At 72.0% G+C, this 11,944-nt stretch carries 11 protein-coding genes; 9 read left to right on the top strand and 2 right to left on the bottom strand.

What is annotated here, in order from left to right; all coding sequences use genetic code 11:
- Nucleotides 1–33 precede the first annotated feature (33 nt).
- From ACIQZN_RS01250 to ACIQZN_RS01230, 5 genes are read left to right on the top strand one after another with little or no spacing between them, the layout of a single operon-like run.
- Complete coding sequence (locus tag ACIQZN_RS01250; protein WP_403986559.1) at nucleotides 34–702, top strand: hypothetical protein; 669 nt, start codon at nucleotides 34–36, stop codon at nucleotides 700–702.
- 56 nt (nucleotides 703–758) lie between these two features.
- Nucleotides 759–2,021 (top strand): ATP-grasp domain-containing protein, encoded by a 1,263-nt coding sequence (locus tag ACIQZN_RS01245; protein WP_403986556.1) that lies wholly within the window; start codon nucleotides 759–761, stop codon nucleotides 2,019–2,021.
- Nucleotides 2,009–3,205, top strand: a complete 1,197-nt coding sequence (locus ACIQZN_RS01240; protein WP_403986553.1) for an acetyl-CoA carboxylase biotin carboxylase subunit family protein — start codon at nucleotides 2,009–2,011, stop codon at nucleotides 3,203–3,205. Before ACIQZN_RS01245 ends, ACIQZN_RS01240 begins: the two co-directional genes overlap by 13 nt.
- Nucleotides 3,205–4,314 carry an arginine deiminase family protein gene (locus ACIQZN_RS01235; protein ID WP_403986550.1) on the top strand — a complete coding sequence of 370 codons (1,110 nt, stop codon included), beginning with the start codon at nucleotides 3,205–3,207 and terminating at the stop codon, nucleotides 4,312–4,314. The genes ACIQZN_RS01240 and ACIQZN_RS01235 overlap by 1 nt, the downstream gene beginning before the upstream one ends.
- Nucleotides 4,311–5,321 (top strand): DMT family transporter, encoded by a 1,011-nt coding sequence (locus ACIQZN_RS01230; protein WP_403986547.1) that lies wholly within the window; start codon nucleotides 4,311–4,313, stop codon nucleotides 5,319–5,321. The genes ACIQZN_RS01235 and ACIQZN_RS01230 overlap by 4 nt, the downstream gene beginning before the upstream one ends.
- Here the strand turns inward: ACIQZN_RS01230 and ACIQZN_RS01225 are convergent.
- A complete protein-coding gene (locus tag ACIQZN_RS01225; protein ID WP_403986544.1) occupies nucleotides 5,294–6,343 on the bottom strand; it encodes a hypothetical protein in 1,050 nt (349 codons plus the stop codon). The two genes, ACIQZN_RS01230 and ACIQZN_RS01225, sit on opposite strands and share 28 nt — an antisense overlap.
- A gap of 140 nt (nucleotides 6,344–6,483) precedes the next feature.
- On the opposite strand from ACIQZN_RS01225, the gene ACIQZN_RS01220 reads away from it, so the two are divergent.
- The 4 genes from ACIQZN_RS01220 to ACIQZN_RS01205 are packed head-to-tail and all read left to right on the top strand — an operon-like array spanning nucleotide 6,484 to nucleotide 11,238.
- The gene (locus tag ACIQZN_RS01220; protein ID WP_403986541.1) at nucleotides 6,484–7,800 is read left to right on the top strand and encodes an FAD-dependent oxidoreductase; all 1,317 of its coding nucleotides are present in this window, start codon (nucleotides 6,484–6,486) and stop codon (nucleotides 7,798–7,800) included.
- Nucleotides 7,797–8,447 carry a hypothetical protein gene (locus tag ACIQZN_RS01215; protein WP_403986538.1) on the top strand — a complete coding sequence of 217 codons (651 nt, stop codon included), beginning with the start codon at nucleotides 7,797–7,799 and terminating at the stop codon, nucleotides 8,445–8,447. Before ACIQZN_RS01220 ends, ACIQZN_RS01215 begins: the two co-directional genes overlap by 4 nt.
- On the top strand, nucleotides 8,444–9,520 hold the full coding sequence (locus ACIQZN_RS01210) for a hypothetical protein (protein ID WP_403986533.1): 1,077 nt from the start codon (nucleotides 8,444–8,446) through the stop codon (nucleotides 9,518–9,520). The genes ACIQZN_RS01215 and ACIQZN_RS01210 overlap by 4 nt, the downstream gene beginning before the upstream one ends.
- On the top strand, nucleotides 9,517–11,238 hold the full coding sequence (locus ACIQZN_RS01205) for a hypothetical protein (RefSeq protein ID WP_403986530.1): 1,722 nt from the start codon (nucleotides 9,517–9,519) through the stop codon (nucleotides 11,236–11,238). Before ACIQZN_RS01210 ends, ACIQZN_RS01205 begins: the two co-directional genes overlap by 4 nt.
- Here the strand turns inward: ACIQZN_RS01205 and ACIQZN_RS01200 are convergent.
- Entirely contained in the window at nucleotides 11,215–11,943 is a 729-nt protein-coding gene (locus ACIQZN_RS01200; protein WP_403986527.1) for a gamma-glutamyl-gamma-aminobutyrate hydrolase family protein, read from the bottom strand. The two genes, ACIQZN_RS01205 and ACIQZN_RS01200, sit on opposite strands and share 24 nt — an antisense overlap.
- Nucleotide 11,944: the final 1 nt, after the last annotated feature.

Raw genomic sequence — 11,944 nt, 5'->3', positions numbered from 1 at the left:
GCCACACCCGCGTGAACCAACCAGGGAGCACCGATGTCGCGCCAACAACTGGAAAAGCTCGCAGCGGAACAGATGGAAGAGCTCTTCCGTAAGGCCCCGCAGGCCAGGGAGTTCCACGCAGGCACGTGGTTCGACCGCGAGTACTACGAGCGTCATCTCATCGAGACCGTGCTGCGCATCCGCCTCAACAACGAGGTGGACGCCTACGGTCTGTACAAGATCGGGTCGAAGGACCACCGGCTCGCCGCCACACTCGCCCAGTACCTGGCCGAGGAGAACAATCACGAGGGAATGTTCCTTCGGGACCTGAAGCGGTTCGGAATCGAGAAGGAACAGGTGGACGCCATGCGCCCGTTCCGCTCCACCGACTACCTGATGGGATATCTGTACTTCGCCATCAATGAGCAGGGCCCTCTGCCGACGGCGGTGTGGAACTGGTTCGTGGAATGGTATTCCGACCAGTACAACCCGGTCATCACCCGGAAGGCCGCCGCCGAACTCGGCGCCGAGATGGTGAAGGGTTCGCAGGCGCACATCGAGTACGACGAGTCCCACGACCACGACGACCTCATGTGGTCCACGGTCGAACGCGCCATCCGGGGCTGGGGCGACTTCGCCTCGGCGGAACGGCTGCTGTGCAACTTCGTCGATCTCATCCGGCTCTACTTCACGGAGCTGTACGAGGACACCGTCAAGGCGTAGGACTCCGTCAGGGCGCAGGACACCGTCAAGACGTCGAGCGACAGCGAGGGAATCCCGTGTCACCTGGTGTGTTTCTAGTCCTCGAACCCGAGTCCGCCGGCATGAGCCTCGTCCCGGCAGCGTTGTCACTGGGGCTCTCGGTGCATGTCCTCACCAGCCGCCCCGTCGCGGAGTTGCCTCCCTCGACGCGGGTCCGGGGTGTCACCGCCGAGCAGGTCGACGGGGACCCGGCGGCCTTCGTGAAGGCGGCACTCGCCTTCGCGACGGACCGGGAAGTCGCCGGTGTGGCACCGGGATTCGACTACCAGGTGCCCGCCGCCGCCGAGGTGGCGGCGGAGCTGGGGCTGCCCGGGCCCGCGCCGGAGGCGGCCGCGGTGCTCACGGACAAGCACCGCATGGAGCGGGCCCTGGCGGCCGCCGGGGTTCCGGCCGCCGGCGGGGTCGTCTTCGATCTCGACGAGCTGACCCCGGCCGGGCTCGACGCCCTGGCCGCCCGGACCGGGTTCCCCGCCGTGCTCAAACCGGTGAACGGGTCGGGGAGCCTGCGGGTCCGCCGCGTCGACGGACCGGCCGCTCTGCGCGGGCTGCTCGCCGAGGATCTGGCCCTGGGCCCGGTCGAGGACCTGGGCCGGATGATCGGCTCCCGCCTGCTGCTCGAACCGTACCTGGACGGACCGGAGTTCAGTGTCGAGGGCCTGGTCACCCCGGACGGCCCCGTGGTCGTCGCCGTCACGGAGAAGCAGCTCGGCCCCGTGCCCCATTTCGTCGAGGTGGGACACATCGTCGAAGCGGGGCTCCCGGCGGCCGGGCGGGCCGCCCTGGAGGCGGTGGCCGTGGACGCGGTCACCGCACTGCGGCTGACGGCGGGCGCCTTCCATCTGGAAGCCCGCCTCACCGCCCGGGGCCCCGTGGTCATCGAGGTCGGCGCGCGGCTCGGCGGCGACCGCATCCACCGGCTCGTCGACGAGGTGTACGGCTTCGACCTGCCCCGGGCGATGGTCGGTTGCCTGGCGGGACGGCCGGTGCCCGCGCGGGGCCCGGCGCGCGGCGTGGCCGGGGTGCGGTTTCTGACCGTGCCCCGGCCCGCGCGGCTCACCGACCCGCGTCTCCTGCGGCAGCGGCTGGAGTCGATTCCCGGCTGCGTGGAGGCGGTCGTCGGCTGCGCGCCCGGCACTGTGCTCCGCCCCGCCACCGATTTCCGCCAGCGCTACGGCCATGCGCTCTTCCGGGCTCCGGACCGGGCGGCCCTGGACGCCCGGCTGTCCGACGCCGACGGCGTCCTCACGCAGAACCTGGAACCCCTGACATGCACATACTGATCCTCAACCGCTACAGCGACGCGTTCGCGGACTACGCCCGCTACGTCGACCACCGGGCGCACACGGTCTCGTACGTGACGGTCTCCGGCCACGTGCCCATGATCCCCGCGCACTCACGCGGTCATGTCGAGGTGGTCGACTCGCTCACCGGCACGGAGACGGTGCTGCGGGCCGCCGGACGGTGCCACCGCGCGGCGGGCGCGTTCGACGCGGTGCTGGCCATGTCGGAGTTCGACCTGCTGACCGCCGCCGCCGTGCGTGAGGCGTTCGCCGCCCCGGGGCCGGACATCCACAGCACCCTGCGGTTCCGCGACAAGGCCGTCATGAAGGAGGCCGTCGCGAAGGCCGGCCTCCGGGTTCCCCGCTTCGAGCCCGTACGCTCGCTCGCCGATGTCGCCGCCTTCGCCCGGACGTGTCCCGGCCCCGTCGTGGTCAAGCCCCGGACCGGCGCGGCGTCCGCCGGAGTGACCGTGCTCCCGGCCGGCGCGGAACCGGCGCCCGGCCTGCTGGGCCCACCGGCGGAGGAGTACGAGGCGGAGGAGTTCTGCGCGGGGCCCATCTGGCACATCGACGGGCTCCGGTACCGGGGCGAGACCACCTGCCGCTTCGCCTCCCGTTACATCGGCACGTGCCACGGCTTCGCCCAGGGGGAACCGCTCGGCTCGGTGCTCCACCGGGACGGAACGGCCGAGCGGCTCGCGGACTTCTCCGACGACTGCCTCGACGCGCTGGGCCTCACCGACGGCCCGTTCCACCTGGAGGCCGTCCAGCACGAGGAGGGGCCGGTGTTCCTGGAAGTGGGGGCGCGGGTCGGCGGCGGCGAGATCCCCTTCGTACTCCAGGAGGTGTACGGCCTGGACCTCTTCCGGGAGTGGGTGCGCGTGCTGCTCGGCGCCCGCCCCGCCGGTCCGGTCGCGGCGGCGGCCGCCACCGAGCACGTCGGCTTCCTGATGCTTCCGGAGCCGGTGGGCCACACCCTCGTCTCCCGCACCGGACTCGTGGGGCGCATTCCCCACCTCTACGCCGAGGAACTGCCCGACCCCGGCCACCGGTTCGACGGCAAGGGCGGTTACGAGCACATCCTCGGCCGGTTCCGCTACCGGGCCGCGTCCGCGGAGTCGGTCGAGCGGGCCATCGAGGACACCCTCACCGCCTATCACTACGAACTGACGGGAACCCGCTGATGGCGCCGACACGCTTCCTGCTCCAGGACCCCACCGAGGTGATGCCGGCCGAGATGGGGCTGTTCATCGATGTGGGAAGCGGTCACGACCCCGCGCGCATCCGCTCGGAGTCCGAGGCGCTGCGCGAGACGCTCGCCCGGTTCGGTGAGGTCCTGACCGTACGCCGGGTCCTGGAGGCGGCGCCGTACGCGGAGCTCCTGGAGCTCGCCCGCCGGGCGATCGGCGCTCCGACGCCCGCACGGCTGAAGTCCGCCCAGGACGTCCTGCACGGCTGGCCGGCGGCCGACCTGGCCGAGATCGTCGTCCGGCAGCCCGGGCTGGAGCTGCACGAGGACCCGGAGATCGCGGCGATCAGCCCCGACACGGCGTACGAGAGCTATGTGCTGCGCCCGCTCTACGGGCTGATGTTCCCGCGCGACCATTACGTGGATCTCGGCGGCGGCGTGGCCCTCGCCCGGCTCCGGCGCCGGGACCGGGTCCGCGAGACGACTGTGCTGGAGCGGGTGCTGCGCGTGGCGCGGGGATGCCCGGCCGAGCACGTGCCGGCTGAGGGGCTGTTTCTCGAAGGCGGGGACGCCACGGCCACCGGCGAACTGGCGGTCGTGGGCTGCGGTTTCCGGACCAGCCCGGAGGCCGCCGCGGGCCTCGTGCCGCTCCTGGCGAAGGACGGCCGTCCGGTCCTCGTGCTGCGCGACGGGGTGCGCGCCCCCGGGGAGTTCCACCTCGACCACTGGTTCTCCCTCGGGCCCGGTCTCGCACTGATCGCCCGGGACCGGCTCGACGACCCGCGTATGACGGCCGTGGTCCACTCGGGCAGCGGCGGGCCCTCGCCGGCGCTGAGCGTGCGCGAGGGCCTGGCGCGGACAGGCACCGTCGCCCTGCCGCTCACCCCGGCCGAGGTCGGGGCCTTCGCGGCCAATGTGTTCTTCGTGCCCGGGACGCGCTCGGTCATCGTCTCCGAGGCGGCACGCGAGGCGGTGAGCCGGCTCCTGGACCCGCACGGCTTCGAGATATGTCCGGTGCCGTTCGACGGGCACCACCTGCAGTTCGGCAGCGTCCACTGCGCCGTCAACACCCTGACCGCCCCCCAGCAGGAAGACCTCACGTGACCGTGTACAGCGCGGCCGGGGCCTCCGCCCGGCACCAGCGGCTCGGGTACCTCGCTCTCGCGGCGAGCACCGTCGGCGTGGGCTCGGCGCTGATCTTCGTCCGGCTCAGCGAGGTCGATCCCACGGCCACGCTGATGTGGCGCATGGTGGTGGCGGCCGGGCTGGTCGGCGCGATGTCCGTGCCGCGCGGCGCGCGGCCCGCGCTGCGCGACGTGGGGCGCCGGGACGTGGGGCTCCTGCTGGTGTCCAGCCTGGTGGCCGGTCTCGATCTGCTCGCCAACCAGTGGGCGGCGATGTGCACTTCGGTCGCCAACACCGCGCTGCTGATGAACCTCTCCCCCGTGTTCATCCTGCTGCTCAGCGGCCTGGTGCTGCGTCAGCGCATCCCGGCGGCCAAGGCCGGTGTCACCGTCCTCGCCCTGGCCGGGTGCGCGATGGTGGTGCTCGGGGACTCCGGCGGGTCCTCGCCGACGGACCGGCCGGCGCTCGGCAACACACTGGCGCTCGCGTCCGCCGCGCTCTACGCCACGTTCATGCTGATGACGAAGCATCTCCGGGAGCGCGTGCCGACCACGCTGATCATGCTCAGCAACGCCCTGGTCATCGCCCTCATGCTGGCTCCGGTCACCGCGCTCACGAGTGATCCGGCGCTGCCGCACTCCGCGTCCGGCTATCTGCTGATCTTCGCCTACGCCCTGGTCAGCCAGCTCATCGGGCACGGGCTGATGACGTACGCGCTGGGGGTGGTGGACGCCGGGCTCGCCTCGATGTCCGTGCTGCTGCGGCCCGTCGTGGCCGCGGTGCTCGGCCGGCTGATGCTGGACGAGGGCATGGGCCTCGTCCAGGTGACGGGCGGCGTGGTGATCCTGGCCGCGCTGTTCTGCTTCCAGCGACTGGAGCGGCGCGGGGCGTCCCTCCCCGGTGCCGCCGGTGAAGCGGGACCGGGGCCGGTCCCGAACGCTGGTTCGGCCGGCCCGCCTCAGGCGACCGCGCGGCCGAGGAGGTAGCCCGCGTGCAGCCGGTTCGTCGCGCCCAGCTGGGCCATGATCTCGGCGACGTGCCGCTGCACGCTGCGCAGCGACATGCCCAGACGGCGGGCGATCACGCGGTCGTCCTCGCCGAGCACCAGGAAGCGGATGATGGCCTGCTTGATTTCGTCGGAGATCATTCGGACCCGGTCCTGCTGATATGAGTCCGGAAATGGGTCCGCCGCTATCCAGGCCCAGTTGAAACATCGGCTCATGAATTCAACGACGCCGGGATCTCGTACCAGCACGGCGCCCGGCGAACCGGACCGGGCGTCGATGAGCGCGATTTTGCGGTCAAACAGGATCAGCCGAGGAAATCCGTCGGCGAGGGTGCGGACTTCCGCTCCGAGTCCCGTGACCCATTGCACGTAGGACAGTGTTTCCTGGCTGAATTGTGCGGTGTGCTGATAGAGCGTGCGCATCCGCACTCCGCGGGACAGAAGGGCGCGTGTGCGCTCAAGTGATTCCGCCAGCTGCTCCCCCGGACGGGCGCCTCCGGGCTGGGAGGTGAGCACTTCGGTACGGCAGGTCTCGGAGAGCTCGGTGATCAGGTCGCGGACCTGCTGGACGTCCTGGATCGGCTCCACACGCTGGTCCTGCATGCGGTCGAACAGCGCCTCGGTGTAAGCGGACGAAAGGTCCATCAGCTCCCTTCGCACCTGGTTGACCCGCATCAACGCCTGCGTGATCTGCCGTTCGGGCCCACCCAGCAGGAGAGCCTGGGAGAGATCGGGAGGGAGCGCCGCGTACCGGCCGGGCGTGTCGCCGACGTGGACGAGGAGGCGGAGCCCGACGAGCCGTTCCACGGCCCGGTCCAGCTCCTCATCGGTGACCGAGGAAAGCTCTTCCCGTTCGCGCAATTCCCGAATGGAAACAGGTGATAGCTTCGCCGCACCCTCATAGATGGATACCGCAACTGCATCCAAATCGTACCGGCCTACACCTTCCAGGATGTCCGGTATATTCACTTTGGCCGCCCTTCGCTTCTCCGTCAGACGCATCTACGATACCTACGCTACGTCCATGTAGCCGTAACATGGTGCAACATTGACCAAGAACACTGCTTTCACCGCTTGAGCGAATCGCCATAAAGCACGGCGAAGAACTCGGACCAAAATGCAGAACCGAAAGTGGGGAAACGATGGGCAACAAGGGCGCAGCTCCCAAGGACGGGCCGGACGGGCCCGCATCCCACCACTCCGCGACCCCGGCGGAGTCCGCCGCCCGCAGTCGCCACGACGACCGGGACCTCGGCTGGGGCCTGACCGCACACCGCTCCGCCGCCACCGGCCGATGTTGGCGCCAAGTGGTCATCGGCGGCGGGTCCGCCGCGGCCGTCCAGGTCCGGCAGGGTGACGTGCCCCCGCAGGACACCCTGGTCATCGCCGACCGCTGGGGCACCGGCATGGAGTTCCTCGGCGAATCCACCCTCCAGTCCTACGCGGACGAGCTCCGGCTCTCCCGGTGCGAGGCGGCGTTCCAGCTGGGCACGCCGGGGCAACTCCGTCCCACCGCAGCCCAGTTCGACGCCTATGTCCGGGAGAGCCTGCTCGCCTCGGGCGCCGCGTTCAAGAGCGCCCGCGTCCTGGAGATCGAGGGCGGGCCGGGCGACTTCCTCCTTCACACGCTGGGCGGCGACGGCCGCATCACCTACGAGCGCGCCGAGGCGGTCGTCCTCGCGACGGGCAGCGCCCCCCACACCCCGCCGCCCGCGTGGGAGGAGGCCGGGGCCGTCTCCCACGACGTGGTCCACCGCGAACACGCCGCCCGGTGCCCGGAGCGCTGGGCCGGCCGCACCGTCCTCGTGGTGGGGTCGGGCAACTCCGCGATGCAGGCGGCCTCACTGGTCGCCACCGAGGCGGCCGAGGTGGTCGTCCTCGGCAACCGCTACATCGGCATGTTCCCCGCCGAGAGCCAGGACAAGTACAGCTGGCGCGCGCCTTCCCAGCTCACCTGCGAGCTGGTCGCCAAGTCGGCCCTGGAGTGCGGCCGGGCGGGCTGGCACACGACGTGCGTACGCCACCTGGTGTACGAGAGGCTCGACGTGCGGGACGGCGTGATCACGTGGTCCTACCGAGCCTCGGCCAACCAGAATCCTCTGGGCTCACGCTCCCTCAGCGGGCGCTGCCGGCACGCCCGGGGCCGCCTCATAGGCAACGGCGAACCGTACTGGGAGGAGAGCCGGCGGGCCGAGGCGGCCACGGTCGTCTGGGCCACGGGCAGCGCCCCCGTCCTGCCGGGCGGGCCCGTGGTCGCCTCGCTGGCCCGGACCCCTGACGGCGCCCTGCTCACCGACGAGTCGGGCCGCACCTCCGTGGAGGGCATCCACGCCCTCGGCGCCTGCGCCGGTCAGCGTGCGGTCAACGAGACCGTTCCGGCCCTGGTGCGCGGCCGGCTGCCCTTCCCCGAATTCCTCTCGGGCCGGGGGCTTCCGGTCAACACCGAGGTGCCCGCATGAGGGGAGCCGACCGCCCCTGCCGGATCATCGCGGTGGAGGGGATCGACGGTTCGGGAAAGTCCACCCTGGCCCGGCGCCTGGTCCAGCTGCTCGGCCCCCGGGCCCGGTACGAGCGGCTGTCGCCGCGGATGGCCGGCGTCTTCCGCGAACTGGTCGACGAGCCCTCCGGGCAGCGCGAGCGCTACCAGGACGTCATACCCGACGCGCTGCGCCGGAGCGCGTTCCTGGTGGACGCGCAGGCCCAGTTCCACTATCTGGAGAAGCGGTACGCGGCCTGCGACTGGCTCGTCTTCGACCGCTGGCTGACCACGTACGACGTCTACGCCCCGGGGCGCTCCGCGCACGACGACCTGTACCGGCTCCTCGCCGACGACCTGCCGCGCCCCGACCTGCTGCTGCACGTCCGCACACCGCCCCGGACCGCGTTCGCGCGCATCGAGCGGCGGGGGGACTGGACCGTGGACCACTGGAGCCCGGAACGGCTGATGGCCGATCTGGAGAGACTCGACGCCGCCTACGCCGAGCTCCTGGCCGGCGTACCGCACACCGCCGTGGACGGGACGGCGCCCGCCGAGGAGGTCGCGCGCCATGTGTTAGGCCTGGTCCGGGCCCTGGACCGCGCGGAAGCCGAGGAGGCGGTCCTGTGAGCACACCCCCCTTGGCCACGCTCCTCGCCGTCGCCGACGCCTGGCCGCGCTCGCAGCTCGACCCCTTCCTCGCACACCGGAACTGGCTGGCCGAGCAGGGAGTCTCCGTCCGGCTGCACTCCTACGCCGAGGTGCGCAAGGGCCTCCCCGGCCTGCGGGGGCCCGTCGGAGTGGTGCTCTTCTTCCCCCACCAGTTCTGGGACGCGCGCATCGAGGACCGCGTGCCGGGCGCGTACGGCACCCGGGCTTACGCCGAGGCGCTCACCTCGTACCTCGTCGGCTCCGACCGGCTGCTCCGGCGCGGCGCCCCGCAGGGGCTGCGCTACCTCAACCCGCCGGAGGCGGTCGCCCGCACCCGGGACAAGGCGCTCACCCGGGCGGTGCTGGCGAAGGCGGGCATCCCGGTGCCGCCGGGGGTCGAAAGCCCCACGCCGCGCCGGTTGCTGGACGTCCTGGCGTCGGGACGGTCCGTCTATGTCAAGGCGGTGTGCGGGTCGATGGGCAAGGGCATCACCCACCTCTCCCCCACCCGATGGCGCACCAACTATGCCTACGAAGAAGGCGAGTTGAAATCTCCCGGAAACACGACCGGTGAACAATGGACGTTTCGCGACGTCGCGCCGGGAGACGAGCGCTTCCTCGCCGCCCTCTGCGCCGAAACGGGGTTCGTCTTCGAGCAGGAGGTGGGCATGACGGTCGGGGGCGCCAAGACGGAACTGCGCGTCACCGTGGCGAGCGGCTGCGTGATCGACATCGAGGAGCGCCGGGCACCCGCGGGATCGGTCACCACCCGGTCGGTCGAACAGGGGCGCCCGGTGGCCGACGGTCCCATGGCCCGCAGCGCCACCGCCGGGCAGACGGCACTGTACGCGGCCCGCGCACTGGGTCTGCGCTACGCGGTCTTCGACATGGTCGTCGACGACCTGGACCGCTCCTACGTGCTCGACGCGCAGGCGTTCCCGGCCACCGGCACGAAGGAGGAGTTCTGGCGGAAGATCTTGAGCGTACTCGTCCCTCCACCCCTCTCCCGGCCCGCGGCCGGGGGGCAGCCGACAGGAAGCCGAGCGGAATGATCACGAACACCGATGAGGCGGGCGGCACACGCCTCGCGGAACCGGCCGCGGCCGGCACGCGGGTCGTCGCACCCGACGGCGTCACCTATCCGTGGCAGGGCTTCACCACGGGGCCGCGCACCCTCAGCGACGCGGAGATCGAGGACCACTGCCGGCTGCTCCTCGGGCACGGCGTCGCGCAGGTGGCGGACCGGGCGGCGAAGGAGCTGCTGCCGTACGCCGAGGACCCGGCCGCGCCCGAGCAGGTGCGTGCCGTCATCATGCACTCGGCGACCCGGACCACCCGGGGCTTCGAGGGCGACCTGGCCGACGTCGTCGCCGGGCGCAATCCCTACGACGTCGCGGGCTACCTGGAGAGCCGGGCGGTCACCCTGGCCCGGGAGGGGGACCTCACAGTCGGGCGCGTCGGCCCCTGGCGGGAGGCCGTGGCGCGCGCGGGTGTCTCCTCGGTGGACGTCGGCGCCCTGGACTACTACTACCTCTCCGACGCGCTGCTGACCGTCGCGGCCACTCCGGGCCAGGAGGTGCTGCGGCCGCTGCTGGACTGGTACGCCGCGCACCCGGACGCGGTGGTCCGGCTCTACGCGCTCGACCTGGAGACGCAGGTCTTCCTCTTGTGGCTGAAGGAGCGGCTCGGCCTCGACGTCCTGCGGATCGACGCGAACGGCCCGGTGGTCTCGGCCGTCTGGAACCGCAAGGACCACCTCCACCCCACGGTCACGGACGCCCTGGGCGTCAGCGCCGGGGGGCTGGAGCCGGAGGAGCTGCTGGCGCGCGAGCAGCGCCTGTCCTCCGCCCACCGGCTGCTCGGCATGACCGTGCCGGTCCTCCCCGGCTACCTCGTCCCGCGCGGCGACGACCCGGCGGAGTTCGCCGAGGGGGTCCGGGCGGCGGCGCGACTGCTGCTGGAGCGGTACGGCGTGGAGCGGGGATGCCTCAAGCCCTGCGAGGCGGGCGACGGCGCCCGCATCGTGACCGGCCTGGATCTCCGGGACGAGGCCGTGCTCGTCCGGCACGCCCGCGAGGCGCACCGGCACGGTGACGCGTACGCGCTGGAGGCGCACGTCGACTTCGCCACCTGCCGGATCGCGGGGCGGGAGTTCATCGTCTCGCCGTCCGGACACATCCAGGGCGGCCGGGTCGCGCCTGGGCTGACCCTCCAGCTGATGAACGGGTGCTCCTGGGAGGGCAACGCGACGCTGCTCGCGGAGGACCTCGCGGCCCTCGGTGTCCCGGAGGACGCGTACGCCTCCATGACGGATGCGCTGCACGCGATCCTCGGCGCCTTCGGCGGCCCGGAGGCGGAGGCCGCCGGGTGTGCGCACACCCTGGTGACCGGCGGCATCGACTTCGCCGTGGGGCGGATCGGCGGGCGGTTCGGCGACCGGCTCGTGCAGGGGGTGATCGACCTCAACCTGTCGTCGCACGGCGCGGTGTACATGCGGGCGTTCCAGGACGCGCTGTCCGGGGCCGGCCCGGTCGCGCACGTGGCCACCCGGGTCTACCGCCCGACGGCCGGGGCGGACCTGGCGGCGACGGCCGCTCGGGCGGAACGCGAGACGGGACCGGACAGAGCCGTCCGGGTCGTCGCCAGCGTTCCGCGCCGCTGGGGCATGGTCGGTGTCTCGGGGAGCTCGACGGCCGACGCGGTGTCGGCCGTCGAGGATCTCGTGTCCCGGCTGCGTGCGGCGGGCCTAGTGGGCGACGACGCGGGCTGACGTGGCGGCGGCCCGGGTGAGCGCGCGGAAGACCCCGCCGCCCACCGGTGAGCCGGTGGGCAGTTCCTCGGGGTGCCACTGGACCCCGAGCGCGAACCACGGGCCGTCGGCCTCGATCGCCTCGACCACGCCGTCGGGTGCGTGGGCGACGGCTTTCAGGCCCGTCCCCAGCCGGGAGACGGCCTGGTGGTGCCTGCTGTTCACCAGGATCCGGTCCGCCGCCGTCACCTCACGCAGCCGGCTGCCGTCCGCGACGACGATGTCGTGGAACTCGGTGCCGGCGCCGTCGTCACCCCCGTGTCCGCGGACACCGCGCTGGGCCGGCAGGTCCTGCCACAGGGCCCCGCCCAGCGCCGCGTTGAGCAGCTGGGCGCCGCGGCAGACGCCCAGTACGGGCTTGCCGTCCTCGCGCGCCCAGCGGAGCAGCGTCAGCTCCATGGCGTCCAGCTCCGGCTGGATCTCGGTGGTGGTGCGTCGCTCGTCCCCGTACAGCTCTGGGGCGATGTCCATGCCGCCGGGCAGGACGAGGGCCGCGCAGAGACCGTAGAGGGCGCGGAGGGCGGGTTCTGGGACCGGTGCGATCCCGAGAGGGACCGCACCGGAATGCTGCACGGCGTGGAAATACCCGATGCTCTGCATCCAGCGGTCGGTCTTGCCCGGCCTGCGCCAGGGCCTGAGGGATATTCCAATAATCGGCTCCGTCATG

The sequence above is a fragment of the Streptomyces sp. NPDC097595 genome (assembly GCF_044761525.1).
Classification (GTDB): Bacteria; Actinomycetota; Actinomycetes; order Streptomycetales; family Streptomycetaceae; genus Streptomyces; species Streptomyces drozdowiczii_A.
This window is presented reverse-complemented; position numbering and strand designations above follow the sequence as displayed.

Bases quoted from the DNA above. Each gene is read 5' to 3' on its own strand.
- ACIQZN_RS01225 (WP_403986544.1), bottom strand. From the start codon at position 6,343: ATGCGTCTGACGGAGAAGCGAAGGGCGGCCAAAGTGAATATACCGGAC.
- ACIQZN_RS01235 (WP_403986550.1), top strand. From the start codon at position 3,205: ATGGCGCCGACACGCTTCCTGCTCCAGGACCCCACCGAGGTGATGCCG.
- ACIQZN_RS01205 (WP_403986530.1), top strand. From the start codon at position 9,517: ATGATCACGAACACCGATGAGGCGGGCGGCACACGCCTCGCGGAACCG.
- ACIQZN_RS01200 (WP_403986527.1), bottom strand. From the start codon at position 11,943: ATGACGGAGCCGATTATTGGAATATCCCTCAGGCCCTGGCGCAGGCCG.
- ACIQZN_RS01240 (WP_403986553.1), top strand. From the start codon at position 2,009: ATGCACATACTGATCCTCAACCGCTACAGCGACGCGTTCGCGGACTAC.
- ACIQZN_RS01215 (WP_403986538.1), top strand. From the start codon at position 7,797: ATGAGGGGAGCCGACCGCCCCTGCCGGATCATCGCGGTGGAGGGGATC.
- ACIQZN_RS01220 (WP_403986541.1), top strand. From the start codon at position 6,484: ATGGGCAACAAGGGCGCAGCTCCCAAGGACGGGCCGGACGGGCCCGCA.
- ACIQZN_RS01250 (WP_403986559.1), top strand. From the start codon at position 34: ATGTCGCGCCAACAACTGGAAAAGCTCGCAGCGGAACAGATGGAAGAG.